The 20,797-nt window shown below is 40.3% G+C and carries 21 protein-coding genes and 1 pseudogene; 1 reads left to right on the forward strand and 21 read right to left on the reverse strand.

All coding sequences use genetic code 11. From position 1 onward, the window contains the following. Positions 1 to 44: 44 nt before the first annotated feature. Genes msrB through ccdA2 form a run of 3 tightly spaced genes read right to left on the reverse strand, consistent with a single transcriptional unit; the run spans position 45 to position 2,454 of the window. Positions 45 to 1,157, reverse strand: a complete 1,113-nt coding sequence (gene msrB, locus QP439_RS03310; RefSeq protein WP_261080733.1) for a peptide-methionine (R)-S-oxide reductase MsrB — start codon at positions 1,155 to 1,157, stop codon at positions 45 to 47. A gap of 9 nt (positions 1,158 to 1,166) precedes the next feature. Continuing rightward, positions 1,167 to 1,730, reverse strand: coding sequence for a redoxin family protein (locus QP439_RS03315; RefSeq protein WP_261080732.1), 564 nt, complete (start codon positions 1,728 to 1,730; stop codon positions 1,167 to 1,169). A 13-nt stretch (positions 1,731 to 1,743) separates the two neighbouring features. Beyond that, complete coding sequence (gene ccdA2 / locus QP439_RS03320) at positions 1,744 to 2,454, reverse strand: thiol-disulfide oxidoreductase-associated membrane protein CcdA2 (RefSeq protein WP_285387595.1); 711 nt, start codon at positions 2,452 to 2,454, stop codon at positions 1,744 to 1,746. A 156-nt stretch (positions 2,455 to 2,610) separates the two neighbouring features. Here ccdA2 and QP439_RS03325 point away from each other — a divergent pair, with 156 nt between their 5' ends. After that, on the forward strand, positions 2,611 to 2,823 hold the full coding sequence (locus tag QP439_RS03325) for a hypothetical protein (protein WP_285387597.1): 213 nt from the start codon (positions 2,611 to 2,613) through the stop codon (positions 2,821 to 2,823). 142 nt (positions 2,824 to 2,965) lie between these two features. Here QP439_RS03325 and QP439_RS03330 read toward each other — a convergent pair whose 3' ends face one another. The 18 genes and pseudogenes from QP439_RS03330 to QP439_RS03415 form a co-directional block, all read right to left on the reverse strand. Further along, on the reverse strand, positions 2,966 to 3,871 hold the full coding sequence (locus QP439_RS03330) for an Rpn family recombination-promoting nuclease/putative transposase (RefSeq protein WP_285387598.1): 906 nt from the start codon (positions 3,869 to 3,871) through the stop codon (positions 2,966 to 2,968). A 153-nt stretch (positions 3,872 to 4,024) separates the two neighbouring features. Then, positions 4,025 to 4,576 (reverse strand): annotated as a pseudogene (locus tag QP439_RS03335) (GNAT family N-acetyltransferase). Between the two features lie 203 nt (positions 4,577 to 4,779). Then, the gene (gene nadE / locus QP439_RS03340) at positions 4,780 to 5,604 is read right to left on the reverse strand and encodes an NAD(+) synthase (protein ID WP_285387599.1); all 825 of its coding nucleotides are present in this window, start codon (positions 5,602 to 5,604) and stop codon (positions 4,780 to 4,782) included. After that, on the reverse strand, positions 5,601 to 7,061 hold the full coding sequence (locus QP439_RS03345) for a nicotinate phosphoribosyltransferase (protein ID WP_285387601.1): 1,461 nt from the start codon (positions 7,059 to 7,061) through the stop codon (positions 5,601 to 5,603). Before QP439_RS03345 ends, nadE begins: the two co-directional genes overlap by 4 nt. 115 nt (positions 7,062 to 7,176) lie before the next feature. Beyond that, positions 7,177 to 7,665, reverse strand: coding sequence for a DUF6773 family protein (locus tag QP439_RS03350; protein ID WP_285387602.1), 489 nt, complete (start codon positions 7,663 to 7,665; stop codon positions 7,177 to 7,179). After that, complete coding sequence (locus QP439_RS03355; protein ID WP_173875948.1) at positions 7,655 to 7,864, reverse strand: helix-turn-helix transcriptional regulator; 210 nt, start codon at positions 7,862 to 7,864, stop codon at positions 7,655 to 7,657. Before QP439_RS03355 ends, QP439_RS03350 begins: the two co-directional genes overlap by 11 nt. Before the next feature lie 378 nt (positions 7,865 to 8,242). Beyond that, entirely contained in the window at positions 8,243 to 8,971 is a 729-nt protein-coding gene (locus QP439_RS03360; RefSeq protein WP_285387604.1) for a hypothetical protein, read from the reverse strand. Between the two features lie 15 nt (positions 8,972 to 8,986). Continuing rightward, on the reverse strand, positions 8,987 to 9,832 hold the full coding sequence (locus QP439_RS03365) for an ATP-binding cassette domain-containing protein (RefSeq protein ID WP_285387606.1): 846 nt from the start codon (positions 9,830 to 9,832) through the stop codon (positions 8,987 to 8,989). A 180-nt stretch (positions 9,833 to 10,012) separates the two neighbouring features. Beyond that, positions 10,013 to 10,171 (reverse strand): hypothetical protein, encoded by a 159-nt coding sequence (locus tag QP439_RS03370; RefSeq protein WP_084926847.1) that lies wholly within the window; start codon positions 10,169 to 10,171, stop codon positions 10,013 to 10,015. A 45-nt stretch (positions 10,172 to 10,216) separates the two neighbouring features. Then, a complete protein-coding gene (locus QP439_RS03375) occupies positions 10,217 to 10,627 on the reverse strand; it encodes a GNAT family N-acetyltransferase (RefSeq protein WP_080978008.1) in 411 nt (136 codons plus the stop codon). 252 nt (positions 10,628 to 10,879) lie between these two features. Then, entirely contained in the window at positions 10,880 to 12,244 is a 1,365-nt protein-coding gene (locus tag QP439_RS03380; protein WP_285387610.1) for an amino acid permease, read from the reverse strand. A 72-nt stretch (positions 12,245 to 12,316) separates the two neighbouring features. After that, on the reverse strand, positions 12,317 to 12,799 hold the full coding sequence (gene greA, locus QP439_RS03385; RefSeq protein WP_000818750.1) for a transcription elongation factor GreA: 483 nt from the start codon (positions 12,797 to 12,799) through the stop codon (positions 12,317 to 12,319). Between the two features lie 60 nt (positions 12,800 to 12,859). Further along, the gene (gene mltG, locus QP439_RS03390; protein WP_049550605.1) at positions 12,860 to 14,611 is read right to left on the reverse strand and encodes an endolytic transglycosylase MltG; all 1,752 of its coding nucleotides are present in this window, start codon (positions 14,609 to 14,611) and stop codon (positions 12,860 to 12,862) included. Between the two features lie 79 nt (positions 14,612 to 14,690). After that, entirely contained in the window at positions 14,691 to 15,185 is a 495-nt protein-coding gene (locus tag QP439_RS03395) for a GNAT family N-acetyltransferase (RefSeq protein ID WP_084926844.1), read from the reverse strand. Beyond that, entirely contained in the window at positions 15,182 to 15,649 is a 468-nt protein-coding gene (locus QP439_RS03400; protein ID WP_285387612.1) for a GNAT family N-acetyltransferase, read from the reverse strand. Before QP439_RS03400 ends, QP439_RS03395 begins: the two co-directional genes overlap by 4 nt. Positions 15,650 to 15,658: 9 nt before the next feature. Further along, positions 15,659 to 16,993, reverse strand: a complete 1,335-nt coding sequence (gene murC, locus QP439_RS03405) for a UDP-N-acetylmuramate--L-alanine ligase (RefSeq protein WP_285387613.1) — start codon at positions 16,991 to 16,993, stop codon at positions 15,659 to 15,661. 10 nt (positions 16,994 to 17,003) lie between these two features. Next, positions 17,004 to 17,621, reverse strand: coding sequence for a divisome accessory protein ZapJ (gene zapJ / locus QP439_RS03410; protein ID WP_285387615.1), 618 nt, complete (start codon positions 17,619 to 17,621; stop codon positions 17,004 to 17,006). A gap of 47 nt (positions 17,622 to 17,668) precedes the next feature. Then, complete coding sequence (locus QP439_RS03415; RefSeq protein ID WP_285387617.1) at positions 17,669 to 20,767, reverse strand: pilus expression-regulating Snf2 family helicase; 3,099 nt, start codon at positions 20,765 to 20,767, stop codon at positions 17,669 to 17,671. Between the last annotated feature and the right edge of the window lie 30 nt (positions 20,768 to 20,797).

Below are 20,797 nucleotides of genomic sequence, written 5' to 3' on the forward strand. Positions count from 1 at the left end.
ATCAGTATAGCAAAATTCTCCTCTAACTGCTTAGGAAAGGTCACTTAATCGACATAATCTAGTAAATAAGCATAGCCTTTTTCTTCCATTTGGTCTTTAGGAATAAAGCGGATAGAAAGACTATTGATACAGTAGCGTAAGCCACCCTTGTCCTGTGGACCGTCCGTAAAGACATGACCAAGGTGAGAATCTCCCACTCGACTTCTTACTTCCATGCGCGTCATATTGTAGGACTTATCTTCCTTGTAGGTAACCACATCTGGGCTGATAGGTTGGGTGAAACTAGGCCAGCCACAACCAGACTCAAACTTATCCTTTGATGAAAAGAGGGGTTCGCCAGTGGCCACATCCACATAGATACCGGATTCAAATTTATCCCAGTAGCGGTTTGAAAAAGCCCGTTCTGTTTGATTTTTCTGGGTAACTGCATACTCCTCAGGTGACAAGGCCTTTTTCAATTCCTCATCACTTGGTTTGGGATATTTGCTGGCATCGATGACGGGATAGGCTGCCTGATTAACATTGATATGGCAGTAGCCATTTGGATTTTTCTTGAGATAGTCTTGGTGGTAATCCTCAGCCACGACAAAATTCTTCAAGGGTTCCTTTTCAACTGCTAGAGGTTGGTCGTATTTCTTAGCCACCTCATTAAAGACTTGGTTAATCACCTCTAAATCCTTGTCATCTGTGTAATAAACACCAGTACGGTACTGGGTTCCCACATCGTTTCCTTGTTTATTTTTGCTGGTTGGATTGATAATTCGGAAATAATGAAGCAGGATTTCCTTGAGGGAGATTTGCTTAGCATCATAAGTGACATGGACGGTTTCCGCGTGTCCTGTTTGGTTAATCAACTCGTACTTGGTTGTTTCCCCTCTACCATTTGCATAGCCTGAAACGGCATCTGTCACTCCAGGCACACGTGAGAAGTATTCCTCAACTCCCCAGAAACATCCCCCAGCTAGATAAATTTCGTGCAAGTCTGCATCTTTACTAACTTCTGTTTTTTTCACTGTTTTTCCTCCTTGGCTAACTGATGCTTTCTCAATTTGCGAGCTATCTGTCTGCCCTGCATTTCGCATCAATAGAAAATAGAAACCGCTTATGGCTAGGAAAAAGATTCCTGCCAAGACAAACAATTTTACTTTATCATTCATGATCTTTCTCTACCCCATTTCTTTCAATGTTTTTAAAATCATATCCTTATCCATAAAACCTGGTTGTGTTTTGACCAGCTTGCCTTCCTTGTCTATAAAGGCTTGAGTTGGGTAAGAACGGACACCATAACTTTCCAAGAGTTTGCCTGATGGATCAATTAGAACTGGAATATTTTTATAATCCAAGCCCTTGTACCAGTTCTTAAAGTCTGATTCTGCTTGTTCCCCCTTGTGTCCAGGAGACACCACCGTCAAAACTACATAATCATCACCAGCATCCTTAGCAATTTCATCCGTATCTGGAAGACTGGCTAGACAGATGGAACACCAAGAAGCCCAGAATTTGAGATAGACTTTCTTACCCTTATAATCAGATAAACGGTAAGTCTTGCCATCTACTCCCGTCAGTTCGAAATCAGCAACCGCCTGACCTTTAGTAGCAGTTTGTGAACTGACTTGTTCTGTTTTCGTTTGCTCCTTCATAGTAGATTCGTCTGACATGTTTTTAGCCGAACAGGCTGCCAAGCAACAGATTGAGCCTACTCCAAGGAGACATGTTTGCCATTTTTTCATTTCTTCTTCCTCTCTATTCAAATAATGTAGTCAAAATGGAAGCATTTCCCAAAAGCACCAAGATTCCCATCACGATAATGAGGAAACCACCCACTTTTTTGAAGGTTCCGAGATAAGGATGGAGTTTTCGGAAATGTTTCAAAACATAGCTGGAGGCTAGAGCTAAAACCAAAAATGGTAGCGCTAGCCCCAGCGTATAGATTAACATGAGACCAGCTCCCTGCCAAGCACCTGAACCACCTGAAGCCGCCAAGGCCAAAACAGAGCCCAGAACTGGCCCCACACAAGGCGTCCAAGCAAAACTAAAGGTCAACCCCAGTAAAAATGCCTGACTATAGCCCTTACCCTTTTGCTCCTGTCTCTTTAATTGTAGCCTTCTTTCCTTGTAGAGCCCCTGCAAATGTAAGATTTCCATCTGGTGCAAGCCCAAGAGAATGATAACCGCACCCGTCACATACTGAAACCAAGAAGCATACAGCAAATTGCCTAAAAAACCAGCTCCATAACCCAGTAAAATAAAAATAAAGGAAATCCCCGCTATAAAAGCCAAAGTTCTCAATAAACTAACAAGTGAGATTGAAAATTTGCCACTAGAAGCCTGAGCACCATCTTTATCATCCAACAAGACCCCTGCATAAACCGGTAACAAGGGTAAGATACAAGGAGAAAAGAAGGAAAGAATTCCAGCAAGAAACACACTAATAAAAAAGATAATATTATCCATTGCCTTCCTCCATTCTTTGATTTGATAGGACTATTATAGCCCCAAAACTCCAGAAAAAACAGGGACAATGATAGGGGAAAATAGGAATTTAATCAGGTTATATTTCAAAAAAATAAAAAGAAGCATGAAGACAAAAGGTAAGCTATCTTATCCCCAATGAAAATCAAAGAGCAAACTAGGAAGCTAGCCGCAGGTTACTCAAAATACAGCTTTGAGATTGCAGATAAAACTGACGAAGTCAGCTCAAAACACGGTTTTGAGGTTGTAGATGAAACTGACGAAGTCAGTAACCATACATACGGCAAGGTGAAGCTGACGTGGTTTGAAGAGATTTTCAAAGAGTATTACTGTTTCAGAGCTTACATCTAGCATAACTAAAAAACAGATTCTTCCATCTATCACGGAAAAATCTGTCATTGACTTACTGATTTAGAAAAAATCCAACCACGGCTGGCGAAGCTTATCTTTGCTAGTTTCTCTGTATTTTTTAATTCCAAGAATGCTATTTTGACTAGTATTGGTGATGGTCATACAACAGCGCCTCAAACTCAGCGACAGTCATTCCCAGCTGCTCACTCGCAACCTCTGAAGTCAGAAGACCTTGGCGGACCATATCTAAGAAAGCGAAGACTCTTCCTTCAACTTTCCCGCGTTCTAAACCTTTCGCCCTAGCAGTTTCCAAGGCATAGTCCTGTGCTAACAAGGCTTGTTCTTCACGCATACGTAGTTGACTAAACATTTTCCTGTCCTCCTCGGACCAGCTCTTGTAATCCAGCAGTTGGTCTGCTTGACTAATGGCTTGCTCGGGTTGTTGGGTAAAGGGCTTATTGCCAAAAAACTCCAACCACGGCTTGCGAACCTCATCTTTGCTGGTTTCTCTGTATTTTTTTAGTTCCAAGAACGCCATCTTGACTAGATGGTGTTCCTGTCCATTGTTTGCAAGTGTTAAAACCTCACCTGTCGTATCCTCACGCATACTAAAACTATGAAAAGCCAAATCATCTGAGAAATAATTGCTGTCCACAATTGCGATAGCATAAACGGGTGCGATGTGTTTGTAGCTCTGGTGAGTATTTCCTTCTTGCTGGCGAATTTTTTCGAGATTTTGATTGACCTGACTGCATAGATAAGCCCACAGGCGATTAATGAAAAAATTCTGATGATGCACCTGAATCTCAATGATTACTTGAGTTCCATTATCTAGTTCAGCTAAAACATCTATACTGGTATAGAAATCCTGGGCCGAATACGGCATGGAAGGCAAGACATGAATATTGCTTCCCTCCAAAATCGTCACATTTTTGGCTGGTAAGTCCAGCATATCACGGATAAATTGACAAGTGATTTCTGGATTACTAAAGATTTTCTTAGCAACCAAGTCATTGGTTGGGCTAATGCCCGGATGTCTTAGAATCATCCTTTTCCTCCTTTTATTATATCACAGTTTTAAATCTAGGTTTACTAGATTCACTGCTACTATCTATTTATTCGGAAAAAAATGGATAAATGAAATAGAAAATAATAAACTAGGATAGCGGATAAACGCTAAATTATCAGTAAAATTTTAAACTTATCTGTCTTTCCTACTTATCTGATAATAAATTAGGTCCGCCAGATAGCCTTTTCTCTCTACACCATTGACAATTGTTTTTAAATAGGACATTCCAGCCTTCTCCATGACACGACCTGAAGCTGGATTGAGACTAGCATATCGTGCTCAAACATTTTGAAAACCTGCTTGAGTAAAACAAAAGTCCAAGACAGCTTTCAAAGCCTCCGTCATCATACCACGACCCCAATAGTTTTTTCCTAAAACATAGCCAATTTCACAAGAAGAATCATTCTCATCCATTTCAACGATGCTAATATCTCCTATCACTTGCTCAGGTTTTTCTTTGAGGCAAATGGCCCATTTATAATAGTTGGGATTATCATAGGAAGTAACCCAGTTACGAATCGAATTTCGAGTCACCTCGACATCAGGATGAGGATCCCAGGTGACATAGGTCAGATTTTCAGCGGACGAAGCCCAATTCTGAAACATGGCTTCTGCATCACTTTCCAAAAATCTTCGCAAGATTAAACGATCTGTCTGTAATATTTCCGTACCGATAGCTTTCATGTCGCTACCTCGCTTTCTAATAGATGATTCTCTGTCCAGTCAGCATTGAAATTTGTTTTGCTGTTGAATTTCAAGGTAATAAGCTAAAAAGGTCCACTGGACTTCCTAGCTTACTTGTTTCCATGCTAGGGGTAAAAACCTCCACTGGAGGTTCCTCGTTTTCCCGTTTCTAGACTCGGGCTGAAAACCTCCACTGGAGGTTTTCACTCCCAAAAGTCATCAAAGACGGTGATTGGTAGGTGGCGTTTATGTTGGCCTTTGTGCCACCAGTTTTCAATAGTCGCTTGGGCTTCTGGGCTGATTGTTTTGCCTTCTAGGTAGTCGTCAATCTCTTCATAAGTGACTCCGAGGGCTACTTCATCAGCTAGACCTGGTTTGTCTTCTTCTAGGTCTGCTGTTGGGATTTTTTCATAAAGGGCTGGGTCTGCACCAAGTTCCTGCAAGAGTTGTTTTCCTTGACGTTTATTGAGGCGATAAAGAGGGAGAATATCTGCACCCCCGTCACCAAACTTGGTAAAGAAACCTGTGATATTTTCCGCAGCATGGTCTGTTCCAATGACCGCTCCGCTATGGGCACCAGCCAGAGCATATTGGGCAATCATACGGCTACGTGCCTTAATATTCCCCTTGTTAAAGTCTGAAACAGGGCTTCCTGTCGCTTCAACTGCTGCTGTCATGGCGTCAGCTGATTCCTTAATATTAACCACCAAGCTGACATCTGGCTGGATAAAAGCGAGGGCTTTTTGAGCGTCTGCTTCATCGGCTTGTACTCCATAAGGCAGACGGACAGCGATAAATTTGTAACTGTCATCGCCCGTTTCTGTTCGAAGTTCTTCCATGGCCAGTTGAGCAAACCGTCCTGCTAAGGTTGAGTCTTGTCCTCCAGAAATCCCTAGTACAAAAGTTTTTAGGAAGGGATGTTTTTTCAGGTATCTCTTTAAGAAATCAATGGAACGACGGATTTCTTCTTGGGCATCAATCACTGGTTTTACGCCCAATTCTTGGATAATCGTTTCTTGCAAACTCATTCTTCTTCTCCTTCACCAAGGGCTTCCTTGCGCATCTTGTCAATCAAGTCCATCTTGTCTTGCCATACATCACGCGCCAAATCCACTGGATAGTGCTGCGGATTGAGCACGCGCTTGTACTCATCCCAAAGCTTGTCAAACTCCTTACGAGCATAAGCCTGGATCTCAGTCAAGCTAGGCAGGTTGTAAATCAATTTTCCGTCTTTGAAAATATCCACTAAGAGAGGAACAGCATCAAAATTACGAACCGTCTTCTTGATATAAGTATAGGTCGGATGGAACATCTTGATTTCTGTCATGCCGGCAACATCTACGCCATCATAAGTTATATAGTCGCCTTCTGACTTGCCTTTTTCACGACTGGTAATGCGCCACACCTGCTTCTTACCTGGCGTAGACACTTTTTCCGCATTATTAGACAGCTTGATCGTATTGCGCATGTTGCCATTTTCATCTTCGATCGCAACAATCTTGTAAACTGCCCCAAGAGCTGGCTGGTCATAGGCTGTAATCAGCTTGGTACCCACGCCCCAGACATCAATCTTGGCTTTTTGCATCTTGAGGTTGAGGATAGTATTTTCATCTAGATCATTAGAAGCATAAATCTTAGCCTCTGTAAATCCAGCCTCGTCCAATTGCTGACGGACTTTCTTGGAAATGTAGGCAATATCCCCAGAGTCAATCCGCACACCCATAAAGTTAATCTGGTCACCTAGCTCACGCGCCACCTGAATGGCAGCTGGAACTCCGATGCGAAGGGTGTCATAGGTATCCACAAGAAAGACGCAATTTTTGTGGGTCGCAGCATAAGCCTTGAAAGCTTCATAGTCATTTCCATAAACCTGAACCAAAGCATGGGCATGGGTTCCCAAAACAGGAATGTCAAAGAGTTTACCAGCACGCACGTTGCTAGTTCCATTGGCTCCACCAATCACCGCTGCGCGTGTTCCCCAGATAGCCGCATCCATCTCTTGCGCCCGACGTGTCCCAAACTCCATTAAAGGTTCATCTTCAATGACTGAGCGAATACGAGCTGCCTTAGTCGCCACCAAGGTCTGGTAGTTGACGATGTTCAAAAGAGCCGTTTCGACCAACTGACATTGTGCTAGAGGGCCTTCCACCTGCACAATCGGCTCATTAGCAAAAACCAAATCCCCTTCTTGGGCAGAACGAACGGTCAACTCCAACTGGAAATTGCGGAGATAGTCCAAAAATGCCCCATGATAGCCTAGCGACTCCAAATAGGCAATATCACTATCTGAAAAACGCAGGTCTTCAAGATAACTCACAATTCTTTCCAAACCGGCAAAAACCGTATAGCCGTTCTTAAAAGGCTGTTGGCGGAAATACACCTCAAAGACCGCCTTTTTATTGTGAATTCCTTGGTCAAAGTAAACCTGCATCATGTTAATCTGGTACAAGTCCGTGTGCAATGTCAAACTATCATCTGGATACATACTTTTCCTACTTCCTTAGCTAGAAACACATGAAAATTTTCAAGAACTTTCATGTATTCCAATAAATTAGTACTATTATATCACATTTTAGCCTGATTGAGAAAAGAGTAACAAGCTATTCTCCACTCTCCAGTTCATCCATATCTTGTTCAAACTTTTTCTGAGCCCATTCGCCATAACTCTTCAGACCAAGATTGCCAATAAAAACCCAGGGAAGGTAAATGACATAAGTAATTGCCCAAGCAGACAGGTATTTAACGTTCAAAGGATTGTGCTGATAAATTTCTATGTTGAATTGATAATTCTGTAACATCAAAAGAGCTGTAATAGCCAAAGTTAGAAAAAAACAACCCAAAATCGTAAAATGAAAACGACTATAGTAGGTCACTCCCAGATAACGGGCACGATTGAAAAAGAAGAAAATTCCTACTATCAGAGTATAGACTAGAAAATTCGGATTAAAAATAGATGGAGCCAACACTGCCACCAAATAGCTTAGAAGTACAAGCCCAATAAAGAGTGAAAAAGATTCTGCCCCAGCTTTATTGATTAATTGTTCTTCTCTTTCGTCAAGTAATTGATAATGAATGAATTTAGTTACCATCTTCTTCCTCCCAAAATAATTGGTCTAGGGTTTTCCCTAAACATCTGCAAATGGACTGGCAGAGCGAGAGACTGGGATTGTATTTTCCCGCCTCTATCAAACCAATAGTCTGGCGCGTCACCCCCACAGCCTCTGCCAGTTGACCTTGAGTTAAATCAAGCTCTACCCGAGCTAATTTTAATTTTAAATTTTTAGCCACCTGCGTCCTCCTTATAGTTTTAATACTCATCTGCTCTTAAAAAATCCAAAACCAACACAAGCTGTCAGCTATTTATTATAACCTCATTAATTAGCACTCCAATATTATCTTCAGCCTAAAACCAGTATGTTGGATTGTTTGAAATAAACTTCCTAGTTTACTCTTTTATTTTTGTTTAGTATTAGCTTTAGTAGGGTCTTTTAAACGAGTTTTGATTGCTTGTATTTCTTGTTTAGTTGATTTCATATCACTATTATATAATGCTTTTAGAAATGAGTCTAGCATAAGACAAAAACGTGTACACAACAAGAGCAGGAGCATAGCAAGATGACTGATTTTTTGCTGGATTTTAAGTCTGCAAAATAATACTAAATAAAACTAAAATGAATACTTCTTGCTTTTCTTGATAGTGAAAAAGCACAATAAAATGATTATAGTGATTACCACAAGATACTGACTAATAGACATCGTATTTGAAGCCACAAATACAGGTAAAGAATAAAAAGGAAGAAGTTCAATTGCTTTGATAAACAAATCATTACTAGTATTCATCATAATCGTATTTAATATATTAGGAATAAAGAGTAGTAAAGCTACTAAAAAACCAAATACCAAGCCACTTTTTAATTTGTATAAATAGAAAATGTAAGATAATAGAAAATAAAATAGGACTAACAAAATTGTATTGACTACAATGGCTACTATAAAATCTAATCCTAAATCACCTGGAACACCCAATTTACTTACGATGACTAGTAGCACAATGCCATTCAAAGCATAAATAATGGAAACTGAGATGGCATATAGAAAATTAGACAAGAGGTAAATCATCCGATTTTTCTGTTGATTATAAAATAAACTTATCGTATTGTGGGAAAAATCCCTGCTAATAATTCGGTTAGCATGTATAACAGCCATTAACATACCGATCATAGCATAAAAGTTTGAAATATGCTTAATACCAAGCGATGTCCCTTGAATCTTTAGAATAAAGAATGTAACCAATATCGGCGGTATAAACGAGATAAGCAAACCGAGATATATTACGCCTGATGAATATAAATCTCTTATATTTTCCTTAAGAAAATTCAATTTATTTAATTTCATGATTATAACCTTCCTTTATTTTGAACGATTTAGATAAATATCTTTAAGCGTCTCTTTTTTAGTTTCAAAATCAACTACTTTAATAGAGTTTTCGTTAAAAAATTTAAAAAGCTCACTACTTTGAATATTCCCAGACATAGTAATTCTCAGTCCCTCTTCCTGAACAATAGCCCCAAATTCTTGTTTGGTAATGAAAATGTCTCTATCTGTAGCTGATGAAAAAGCTATCTCAAACAAGCAATTATGACTATCTTTTCCTACTTTTTGGAATGTCAAAAGTCCGTTCTCCAAGAAAAGGACTCTCTCACAAATTTCTTCAATATCTTCTAATTTATGACTCGATATTAAAATTCCCACATTTTCATGTAAAGCTAAATTTTTTAGAACCGCTAAAACTATTTGTGATGATTCAATATCTAAACCATTAGTCGGTTCATCTAAAATCAATATATCAGGTTCCGTAACGAGAGTTAGAAGCAAAGCTAATTTTTGTTTTGTACCCAAAGAATAGGTCTTTACTTTTTTATTAATAGACTGAGTCAAATCTAACTCTTGGATCAAACTTCCAAATCTTTCTTGATTGTAGTCAACACCATATAAATTTGACAAATATTTTAAATTCTCTAAACCTGTTTTAGATAAAAATAATTTTGGTTCTTCGATTAAATACCCAACATTATCACTACTTATAATATTCCCTGAAGTCGGTTGATTATTCTGAACAAGAATTTTCATCAATGTACTCTTACCAACTCCGTTTCTCCCTACTAGACCAACAATTTCACCCTTGTTAAGTGTAAAATTTATATCTTTGAGAATAGTTGAAGAACCATAACGTTTACTTACATTTCTAACTTCCATTTTTAATTCCTCCATTAATATTCGTGGTTTGCTCCTTGATTCTTATTGAGTTTAAAAAGTTGCGCCTCTTTTCAACATTATTATATCATATATCTAACTTAATGCAATATATAAATGTCATTTTGTAACATTTTGTTAACAAAAAAACTCTCTAGCAAAAAAAGATAGAGAGTTTTTAGTTTAAATATAGGATTTCAAAATATCGACGACATCACTTCTCTTCTTAACCGTATAGACCTTGATTCCCAATTTCTCAGCAGCGATTGTATTGTCCTCACTATCACCTAGAAAGACACAATTTGTAGGATTTAACTGGTATTTATCGAGAATCTCCTTCATACTTATGTCAAGCCCCCCTTTTTGCTTTATGATTTCATATTCTCCTTACAAATCTTTTTGGTAATAATATCTTTGCCCAATGTAGGGATAGTCTTGCAAAGCAAAGACTTCCTTGTAGCCATGCCTTTTATAAAAATCAGGAGCTTGAAACTGGTAAGTATTGACAAAAGCAAAACGACAGTTTCGATTCTTAGCTTCAGTTTCTGCTTGCTGCAATAGTTTTGAACCGATTCCTTGCCCTCTGAGTTCCTCTTTTACAAATAAATACTCGATTTCTAGCCAATTTCCAAAAGTCTCTGCTATCAAACCTGCCAGAAGATTGCCCTCTTCATCTTCGACATAAAGATTCAGTGGCTCAGTTTCAGCTTCTTCTCTTTTTGAACGGTTATAAACACGAATCAGATTCCCTATTTCTTGTGATTTATGGGATTCCTTATTTTCCAATCTAAAGTACATCTAAACCTCCTCAAACACTGTTACAGCTTGATTATAGTCTTATTTCAATAGACTGTCAAACTAGCAAAAACTCACCAACCTGAGTTGATGAGTCCTTACACTCTTCGAAAATCAAATTCAAACCACGTCAGCTTCACCTTGCCGTATATATGTTACTGACTTCGTCAGTTCTATCCACAACCTCAAAACCGTGTTTTGAGCAGCCTGCGACTAGCTTCCTAGTTTGCTCTTTGATTTTCATTGAGTATTAATTTATTTTCTAAATTTCCACTGGCTGTAAATCCCGAAACCGATAATCCAAATAGCTGAACCAATGGCTCCTACTAAAGTAGACTCTTGTAAAAAGAGGGTTACAAAGACAAAGACAAAGAAGAGCATGGTTAGAGGATTTAGGAAACGATAGTGGGGCATGAGATAGCCATCCGCCATAAAGTCTGCTGACTTGCGGTATTTAAGGTGAGCCACCATAATCAAGATATAAATGGCGATATAGACACCTGATGATGATGCCGTAATCAAGGCAAAGGCATCGGAAACACCCGGCAAGACATTAATAAAGGCTGCTAGGGCAATCAAGATTGCTGAAGCAATGATGGCATTTTGTGGCACATTGTGACGAGAAAGAGTATCTGCCTTGATAGCCTTTAAGAATGGATTTGGTGAATCATGAGCAATCTGATACAAGTGACGACCTGTTGAGTAAAGGGTTGAGTTAAGAGCAGATGCTGCTGATGTCAAAACGACGAAGTTAATTAAGGCTGCTGCCCACTTAATACCTGCCAATTCAAATACTGTAACAAAAGGAGAATCAGCCGATGCAAGTTCACGCCAAGGAATGATAGCCATGATGGCTAAGAGGGCACCACCATAGAAAAAGGCGATACGCAAAGGAATTTCCTTAACGGCTTTTGGCAAAACCTGGCGTGGATTTTTGGTTTCAGAGGTTGTTACCCCGATAAACTCAATCATGAGGTAAGCAAAGAAAACCATCTGAAAGGCCATGACAAAGTTCACTCCACCATTAGGGAAGAGGGAGAAATTGTCGGTGATATTGGCCAAACTTGCTACTCCATGAGGCGTCTTAAAGCCAGTCAAGACCATAAAGACTCCTGTTGCAATCATAGCTAAAATAGCCACAATCTTGACCATCGCAAACCAAAACTCAACTTCCCCAAAGAGCTTCACCGCAATCAGATTGACCAAGGCTAAAATGGTCAAAAATCCAATCTCAATCATCCAACTTGGCCAGCTAGGAAACCAAAACTGAACATAGTGAGAGATAGCTGTGATTTCCGCCATACCGATAAAGACAACGGATAGCCAGTAAGACCAAACTGAGAAATAGCCCCAGCCCTTACCCAAATGGCGCGTGATAAAGTTGATAAAGGTATGTTGCTCAGGGTCTTGGTAGAGCATTTCCCCAACCGCACGCATCATGAGGAACATAAAAGCCCCAGTAATCATATAAATCAGTACAATGGACGGACCTGTTAGGCTAATTGAGCGACCCGCTCCCAAAAAGAGTCCTGTTCCTATTGTTCCGGCGATGGCCATAACCTGTACGTGACGATTAGTTAAACCACGCTCCATCTTATTTTTTTTCTTCTTTGAACTCATATAGTCTCCAATTCAATTTAAAATGGAAAAAGGAGTGAGTGAAGCGCACTGCCTCCCCACTCCTTTTTTGTTTTAGGCTGTTTTTTCAACCTTCAAGATTTTTACATCATAGCTACCAACAGGTGTTTCAATAGTTGCTGTGTCACCTGTTTTCTTACCAATCAAAGCTTGTCCAATTGGGCTTTCATTTGAAACCTTACCTGCAAAAGCATCTGCACCAGCTGAACCTACGATAATATAAACTTCTTCTTCGTCCTCACCAATTTCTTGGATAGTGACTGTTTTACCAATCGCTACTTCATCTTGGGCAACTGAGTCGCTATTGACGATTTCAGCATAACGGATTTTTGTTTCCAAGCTAGAGATTTGTCCTTCAACAAAGGCTTGTTCATCCTTAGCTGCTTCGTACTCACTGTTTTCAGAAAGGTCACCGTATGAACGGGCAATCTTAATGCGTTCTACCACTTCTGGACGGCGGACCAATTTCAATTCTTCTAATTCTTTTTCAAGTTTTTCCTTTTCCGCAAGGGTCATAGGATATGTTTTTTCTGCCATTTTTCTCAACTTTCTTTCGATAGTATTGAATCTCTATCTGAGATTCTCATTTTTGTAGTCTTAGTTTGAACTACTATTTTGAGTAAGCTTGCTATTGACGTGCTCAGCTACATTACGATCATGTTCTTCCTGTGTCACTGCGTAATAGACTTTACCATCTGTAACATTGGCTACAAAGTAGAGGTTCTCACTCTTTGTTTGGTTGATACTTGCTTCAATCGCGTCCTTACTTGGACTATCCACTGGACCAGGCATCAAACCAGGTTTTGTATAAACATTGTATGGTGAATTAATCGATGTATCAATTCCAGCGTCATCTGCTAGGCTGATATTTTGGCCAAGTTTGCCTTGAGCATACAAGATTGCGATATTGCTTTGAAGTGGCATACCAAGGTTCAAACGATTGTAGAAGACACCTGCAATCAATTTACGATCTTCAGTCTTAGCACCTTCTTTTTCAACAAGTGAAGCAATTGTTAGCAATTCATTAACTGTCAAGTTCTTAGACTTAATTGCACTATAGTGCGGAGTCAAGGTCTTATCCATGGCTGCCAACATCTCATCAATCAAGCTTTCAATAGTCGTGCTTTCCTTGATAGAGTAGGTCGCTGGGAAGAGATAACCTTCCAAACGGTAACGAACTCCACTTTCTTTCGTTGGCAAGCTTTCAAGTAGACTAGGATATTTAGCAACTTCTTGACTGATAAAGTTGTCATCTTGCACCTTAGCCAAGAAGGCTTCCGCTGTCAAAGGTTCTTTAAATTCACCTTGTAATTGGCCTACAGCTTGGGCAATTTGATCAATCGTATATCCTTCTGGAATGGTTAAATCAGCAAGTGAAGGTTCTTGAGGTTCAGGAGTACCACCTTTTTGTAGTTCCTTAATGATATCCTCTGTACTCATGCTCTTTTGCAAATTGTAATATCCAGCCTTCAAATCTGAATAATTCTTATATTTCGCATAGAAAGCAAAAATCACTCCGTGTTTAATCACACCAGCATTTTCAAGTGCTGATCCAATCTCTTGGACATTGGATCCTTCCGGGATTTGAACGGTTACATACTGCTTAGAATTAGCATCAACTGGTAATAAAGATGACTGAACATACTGATAACCGAAGTAACCACCTGCTGAAATCAGGGCAAGGAAAATCAGTAGTGAAATGAAGAAAGCCTTCAAATGTGATTTTTTCTTCTTAACTGGTTTAACTGTCTCACGGCGACTACGACGTGGAGTTTCAGTAACAACTTCAACAGCTTCCGATTCCGTAACTGGTTCTGGTTTTGCTACTTCTTTCTGAGGTTCTTTTTCAGCTTCAGTCTTATAAGAAACAGCTACTCTTGTTGGGATTTCATTAAATTCCTTCTCTACGTTTCTAGGACTAACAGGTCCTGGAGTTGGTCTTGATACTCCCTCCGCTGATGGAGTAGAAGGTCCTTCTTGACTCGGGTGACTAGGAGCAAGTGGAGCTTGTCTTACAGCCTCTTCCGCGGGAGAAGAAGGAACATCTTGACTGGGATGACTTGGAACAGTAAGAGTTTCTCTTTTTATCTCATCTGCTGGAGAAGCTGGTAAATCTTGGCTGGGGTGAGTCGGCACGGTAGGAGCGTTTCTCATAATATCCTCTACAGCTGATAGAGAATCTTCCATCAAGTCTTCTATTGACTGATCATTTTTAGAAGAAAGTTGAGGTTTTATTGAAGCTAAATTAACTTCTTCCTGATCTTCTTCATGTTTTTTAACTCGTTCTAAATCACGTAAAATCTGCTCTTTAAAGCTTAATTTTTCGTCTTCTCTTGACTTTTCACTCAAAAGTTTATCCTCCTCGTTGACAATCCATAATATTATATCTTAAAAACGAAAGAAAAGCAACCTAGCATGCTTTTCTGGCTTATTTTTTAGCTTCCCAGACCATATCATACCAGGTTTCTCCTGCAAAGGTTGACTGGGACAAGCCTTCATTGACAAATCCATGCTTTTCGTAGTAGGCGATGAGATAGTCATGACAGGTTAGGTTAATGCCTTCTCTTTCGTGTTCAAGAGCCAGTTCTTTCAAAGCTGTTAGCAATTTCTGACCCAGTCCTAGTCTCTGTGCTTCCTTGGCAATAGACAGGCAGGTCACAGAGATATAACCACCAGGCTCATGACTATGGTCTTCTATCTCCTCTGTAAAAGACTGGTCTTGCAGATGGCGGTGTGGTCCAACTGGCCCTTCTATATAACCAATAATCTTACCCTCTTTTTCTGCAACCAGAAAAGAGGTCTGAATTACTCGCAAATGCGCCTCAAAAACAGAGCGAGTAATGGCTTCTTCAAGTGAGAAATTTTCTAGTTCAATCTCAACGATACGATCTAAATCTTCTAATCTTGCTTTCCTAATTTTCATTGTGCCTCCAGATAAAAAGGATTAAACCAAATCATACTAAAACCTTGACTAGCTGCATAAAGCGCAGTTCCTTCTTCTTCATCAATAAAACCGTTCATTTCAAAATAGGATAGCAACTCATCAGGACTCTTCAAACGAATAGCTTTGTAATCCAGCTCAACCGCCACCTCTTTCAAGGCTGCAAGAAGAAGCGTGCCCAAGCCCTGTCTCTGATGGCCAGAGTCAATGACTAAAGAATGCATTTCTAGACATTGCGGATTATGTGGCTGAGGATCGCCTAGAACATAGCCCAGAAGCTGATTTTCATCCCTAGCTAGAAGAAAGGTATCCGCACACTTACGGATACTTTCTTCTAAAATATGGGAAGGTTGCTGCTTTTCAGCTGGAAAAGATGAGGCCTGAAGTGCCTCTATCTCAGTTAAATCAGACTTACTTGCCCGAATGATTTTAATTGGAATTTCCATGAGAACTTCCTATTGAACATTGCTTGTCAGGTTAGACAAGAGACGCTCGAATGAATATTCATAGGTTTGGATATCTCCTGCTCCCATAAAGACGTAAACAGCATTGTCATGGTCTAGGAGTGGAGAAACATTTTCAACAGTAATCACTTGGTGTTTCTTATCGATTTTATTGGCTAGGTCTTCTACCTTAACATCACCATGGTCTACTTCACGAGCAGATCCATAAATTTGGGCTAGATAAACAGCATCCGCTTGGTTCAAAGCGTGGGCAAATTCGTCCAACAAGGCAATGGTTCTTGTAAAAGTATGCGGTTGGAAGACTGCAACAATTTCCTTGCTTGGGTATTTTTGACGCGCCGCATCCAAGGTCGCAATAATTTCTGTTGGATGGTGAGCAAAGTCATCGATAATCACCGTGTCATTGACAATTTTCTCAGTGAAACGACGCTTAACACCGGCAAATGTTTTCAAGTGTTCACGCACCAAGTTCAAATCAAATCCTGCTGTGTAAAGCAATCCAATAACGGCTGTCGCATTCATGATATTGTGTCGACCAAAGGTTGGAATATGGAATTGCCCCAATTCTTGTCCACGGAAATGAACTGTGAAGGTTGAACCAGTTGTTGAACGAAGAAGATCACTAGCAACAAAGTCATTACCTTCTGCTTCAAAACCATAATAATAAATTGGTGCATCAGACGTAATCTTACGCAATTCAGCATCTTCACCGTAGATAAACAAACCTTTGGTAATTTGTTTAGCATAGTCATTAAAGGCATTGAAAACATCCTCTAGACTTGTGAAATAGTCTGGATGGTCAAAGTCAATGTTGGTGATAATAGAGTATTCTGGATGGTAAGGCATGAAGTGGCGCTCATATTCGTCAGATTCGAAGACAAAATATTTGGCATTGGCTGAACCACGACCGGTCCCGTCTCCAATCAAGAAGCTAGTGTCCGTAATGTGAGACAAGACATGAGACAACATACCTGTTGTTGAAGTTTTTCCATGCGCTCCAGCAACTCCCATGCTAACAAAGTCACGCATAAAGCTACCTAGGAACTCATGGTAACGTTTGTAGCTGATGCCATTTTGATCCGCATAGGCAATTTCAACGTTGTTATCTGGACGAAAGGCATTCCCAGCGATAATTTCCATATCACCGTCTAGATTCTTTTCATCAAAAGGAAGAATGGTAATTCCTGCCTGCTCAAGACCACGTTGAGTAAAGTAGTACTTTTCAACATCTGATCCCTGTACCTTATGCCCCATTTGGTGCAACATCAAGGCCAAGGCACTCATACCTGATCCCTTAATTCCGATAAAATGATATGTCTTTGACATGTTTTCTCCCCTATTCCGTAATTCTTGTCAGATTCAACTCTTGGGCAACCTGACGTTCTTGTTCTTTTTGTTGATTCTTTTTATTGTAGATTTGGCTCTTTTTCAGAAAATCATAGTTGTTTTTCTTTGGGCCTGAAGTTTCTTTTGGCTCAGCTTGAGTCGAAATATTGTTCACTTCTTCCGCCAAGATGTAATGAGACTGGGTCAATTTTTGGCTATATTTGACAAATTCACCAGGATTTTCCTTTTGGAAAGGCGCGGTAGGTTGATTGTCCTGTCTAACCAGACTTGGCTGAGAATGGCGTCTTGTAGGAGTAATATCCTTAGTCAGATAACTTGCTGAGCGTTTCTTTTTCAAGTCCGCACGCGCTTCTTCACGCGCCACCTCCGCATAGCTCTTTCCTTCTTTTTTAACTCCTAAACCAGCCTTCTTAGGTTTCTCTACTGGCTTTTCAATGGGTTTGACTGGTTTTTCTTCAGTAATAGGGGCCCACTCCAGATAATTCTTATCACGGTATTCTCCCTTGATATTACTGATAAAGTCAGATTCATCATAGAGGTCCATAACCGGCATCTCAGTCAGCATGACCTCATCATCTGAGACCAATGGAAATCGTTCTTCTCTCATTTTCTATTTCCTTTCAACACTTCATTATAGCGTATTGTCTTGATTTTTCAAGTGCTGGCTTCAGAAATTCCCAAAATTTCTCTAATTTCTGCTAGGGTCAGACTGCCACGTGACTCTGTGCCGTCCAATACTTGTGACACCAGATGTTTCTTCTGTTCTTGAAGTTCCTGAATTTTTTCTTCAATGGTTCCCTTGGTCACCAAGCGATAGACCTCAACCGTTTCTTCCTGACCCATCCGATGGGCACGGCCAATGGCTTGCGCTTCCACCGCAGGATTCCACCAAAGGTCAACCAAAATCACTGTATCAGCACCGGTCAGGTTCAGACCAACACCACCTGCCTTAAGGGAAATCAGAAAGGCATCTCTCTCCCCTTGGTTAAATGCCTTAGTCATGTCTTGTCTATCCTTGGCTGGTGTTGACCCTGTAATTTTAAAGGAAGTCAAGCCCAAGTCTGGTAGTTCTTGTTCAATTTTCTCCAACATTCCCTTGAACTGCGAGAAAATCAAGACACGGTGTCCACCGTCTGCCACCTGTACCAGCAGATCTCGTAGACTATCCAGTTTACCACTGGCACCCTGATAATCCTCCATAAAGAGGGCAGGGGTGTCACAGATTTGACGCAAGCGCATCAGACCAGACAAGATTTCCACTCGACTTCGTTGGAATTCCTGGTCTGACACTTGAGCCAGTCGTTCCCGCATCTGTTGTAACTGGGCTAGATAGATAGCCTTTTGCTGGTCTTCCAGTTCATTCTTATAAACGACTTCTATCAAATCTGGCAATTCAGTCAGAACTTCTTCTTTCTTGCGTCGCATAACGAAAGGCTTGATAAACTGAGCTACTCGCTCAGCTGGCAATTTCATAAATTCTTTCTTGCTTGGCAAGAGTCCTGGCATAACAATTTGGAAAATAGACCACAACTCACCCAGATGATTTTCAATAGGAGTTCCTGACAAGGCAAAGACCGACGGTACTACAAACTGTCTCAAGGTCTGGGAAATCTTGGTCTGGGCATTTTTCATAACCTGAGCTTCATCTAAGAAAAGGAAATCAAAAGCCATCCCCTGATAAAGCTCACTGTCCTGACGGAAGGTGGCATAGCTCGTCACATAGATTTGATGGCTTTCAGCAAGAATCTCTTCACGACTTGCTTTCAAACCATGAACAACAGCTACATCCAACTGTGGGGCAAATTTCTGAAACTCATCTGCCCAGTTGTAAATCAAACCTGACGGAGCTAAAATCAAAACCCGACTTTCTTTTGTCACCTGACTGGTCAAAAAAGCAATGGTCTGAAGGGTTTTACCAAGTCCCATATCATCAGCCAAAATCCCACCAAAACCATAATGGTGGAGCATTTGCAGCCAGCCGATTCCCTTTTCCTGATAATCTCGTAAATCAGCCTGAACCTGAGTTGCTTGTCGTGGGAAGTCCTCTGGATGCGTTAAATCCTGGGCCAAATTCTGGAATTCTTGTGAAAAAGAAACACGGTCACGCCCTTCAAAAAGATGAGCTAAACTATAGGCCAAGGATTTTCGAGCCTGCAAGGTCCCATCTTTTAATTCAAACTGTCCTAGTTCCTGTAGATTTTGGCGAATTTTCTTGGTTTCGTCATCGAAAAAGTAGACTTGATTGGAGGAATCAATGTAAAAATCTTGGTTGGCAACCAAGGCCTGCATGGCTTGGTCAATTTCCTCTTGGGCAATATCTTGAAAATCAAACTGGATTTCCAAGAGACCTCCCTTAGAAGCAATCTGCACTTGAGGACTCGCTAGGCTATAAAGTTCTTCTAGCTTGTCTGATAGGTCAACATGCCCGAGTTTTTCAAATATTGGAATGATTTCATGGAAGAAATGATAGACAGATTCCGCTTTTAAGGCCTGACGCCAAGATTGAAAATCTGCTTCAAAGCCCGCAGCCAGACAAACTTGGAAAATTTTTTCTTCTAAGTTAGCATCACTCGAAAATGGTAACTCTTCCAGCTCTTGTCGACTAGATACTTGCTTATCTCCATAATCAAACTGAATTTCTAAACGAATCCGATTATCCTCTTCCCTATCAAAGTAAAAAGAGGGTGTAAAAGTTTTGATTTGTAGACGTTCTGGAGCTGAAACGGTCCCCATCTGGCTAAAAAGAGTTAAACAAGAAGCCAACTTATCGCGGTCACTGCTATCAAATTGCAGGTATTTCTTTCCATGTTGATCCAAAGGCAACGCTTTGATTTCCTTGAGAAGGCACATCTGCTGGTCTGTTAGAAAATAAACCTGTCCTTTATGGAAAAGCACAGCTCCCTGATAAAAGGCATTAACCCTTGGACTCTCACCGATTTCCATTTCAAAATAATCTGAGTATTCTGTTACTGTAAAGGCAAATAGATTGGCATCCGCATGCATATCCTGAAAAAGTAGAGTCTGGTAGCTATCCACTTGATGGTCAAATTGAAAATGAGGCAAGGTCATCAGTAAATTCACACCCTGCTCAAAAAAAGTTAGAGGGAAAAAGAGATGCCGACCTTGGTTTTGGAAAAAAAGCTCTGGACTAAGTCCTTCCTCCATTAGTCCGCGTAAGAAAGTCAGAAGCTCTTGACTTTCCTCATTAAAGGCTTCCCAAGATAGAGACTCCTCATAAGTTTTACCAATCATATAAGGTTTTCTCTTCTCGACGACTTTTAAAAAGAGTGGAATATCCCGAATAACGTAGTATTTTTGGCTATTGATTTGCCCGATTCTCAGAGTCCACAAGATATGATTGCTTCCTGCTTGCACCTGACCCACAGCTGACAACTCATAGGTTCGGTCTGATTTTGGAGATAAGATTCGTTCCAAAAATTTGCCACCCAAGGTCACCTTGGTTTCAACGGCCTCTTTTTCCTCATGACCTTCTTCCAGACTTTGCAAGATTTCCTGACCACGCTCATCATTTTTCAGAAAATGCTCCAGAGCTGCCAAATGCACACAGTAGCCCCTCTTTGGGAAAAAATCGCAGGCACAAAAAACCAAATCATCCTCTAAACTATAGCGCAGTTCTTCTTCTGCAACGCGAGCGTAGAGCCGATTGTTCTTTTCCTTGATAATGTCAACCTTACCAGTTTCATAAAGGGCAACGCCTTCGATACGGACTTTCCCCGGAATCAATTTAGCCATATTTTTACCTTTACCTTATCTTTTTATTAT

This window comes from Streptococcus sp. UMB1203 (assembly GCF_030217725.1).
Lineage (GTDB): Bacteria > Bacillota > Bacilli > Lactobacillales > Streptococcaceae > Streptococcus.

Excerpts from the sequence above, each read along its gene's own strand:
- QP439_RS03365 (WP_285387606.1), bottom strand. The coding sequence starts at position 9,832 with ATGGAAGTTAGAAATGTAAGTAAACGTTATGGTTCTTCAACTATTCTC.
- QP439_RS03370 (WP_084926847.1), bottom strand. The coding sequence starts at position 10,171 with ATGAAGGAGATTCTCGATAAATACCAGTTAAATCCTACAAATTGTGTC.
- QP439_RS03345 (WP_285387601.1), bottom strand. The coding sequence starts at position 7,061 with ATGTATCCAGATGATAGTTTGACATTGCACACGGACTTGTACCAGATT.
- QP439_RS03380 (WP_285387610.1), bottom strand. The coding sequence starts at position 12,244 with ATGAGTTCAAAGAAGAAAAAAAATAAGATGGAGCGTGGTTTAACTAAT.
- QP439_RS03325 (WP_285387597.1), top strand. The coding sequence starts at position 2,611 with ATGAAAATCAAAGAGCAAACTAGGAAGCTAGCCGCAGGTTACTCAAAA.
- QP439_RS03350 (WP_285387602.1), bottom strand. The coding sequence starts at position 7,665 with ATGGTAACTAAATTCATTCATTATCAATTACTTGACGAAAGAGAAGAA.
- msrB (WP_261080733.1), bottom strand. The coding sequence starts at position 1,157 with ATGAATGATAAAGTAAAATTGTTTGTCTTGGCAGGAATCTTTTTCCTA.
- QP439_RS03415 (WP_285387617.1), bottom strand. The coding sequence starts at position 20,767 with ATGGCTAAATTGATTCCGGGGAAAGTCCGTATCGAAGGCGTTGCCCTT.
- greA (WP_000818750.1), bottom strand. The coding sequence starts at position 12,799 with ATGGCAGAAAAAACATATCCTATGACCCTTGCGGAAAAGGAAAAACTT.
- zapJ (WP_285387615.1), bottom strand. The coding sequence starts at position 17,621 with ATGAGAGAAGAACGATTTCCATTGGTCTCAGATGATGAGGTCATGCTG.
- QP439_RS03400 (WP_285387612.1), bottom strand. The coding sequence starts at position 15,649 with ATGGAAATTCCAATTAAAATCATTCGGGCAAGTAAGTCTGATTTAACT.
- QP439_RS03375 (WP_080978008.1), bottom strand. The coding sequence starts at position 10,627 with ATGTACTTTAGATTGGAAAATAAGGAATCCCATAAATCACAAGAAATA.
- QP439_RS03360 (WP_285387604.1), bottom strand. The coding sequence starts at position 8,971 with ATGAAATTAAATAAATTGAATTTTCTTAAGGAAAATATAAGAGATTTA.
- QP439_RS03315 (WP_261080732.1), bottom strand. The coding sequence starts at position 1,730 with ATGAAAAAATGGCAAACATGTCTCCTTGGAGTAGGCTCAATCTGTTGC.
- murC (WP_285387613.1), bottom strand. The coding sequence starts at position 16,993 with ATGTCAAAGACATATCATTTTATCGGAATTAAGGGATCAGGTATGAGT.
- nadE (WP_285387599.1), bottom strand. The coding sequence starts at position 5,604 with ATGAGTTTGCAAGAAACGATTATCCAAGAATTGGGCGTAAAACCAGTG.
- ccdA2 (WP_285387595.1), bottom strand. The coding sequence starts at position 2,454 with ATGGATAATATTATCTTTTTTATTAGTGTGTTTCTTGCTGGAATTCTT.
- QP439_RS03330 (WP_285387598.1), bottom strand. The coding sequence starts at position 3,871 with ATGATTCTAAGACATCCGGGCATTAGCCCAACCAATGACTTGGTTGCT.
- QP439_RS03395 (WP_084926844.1), bottom strand. The coding sequence starts at position 15,185 with ATGAAAATTAGGAAAGCAAGATTAGAAGATTTAGATCGTATCGTTGAG.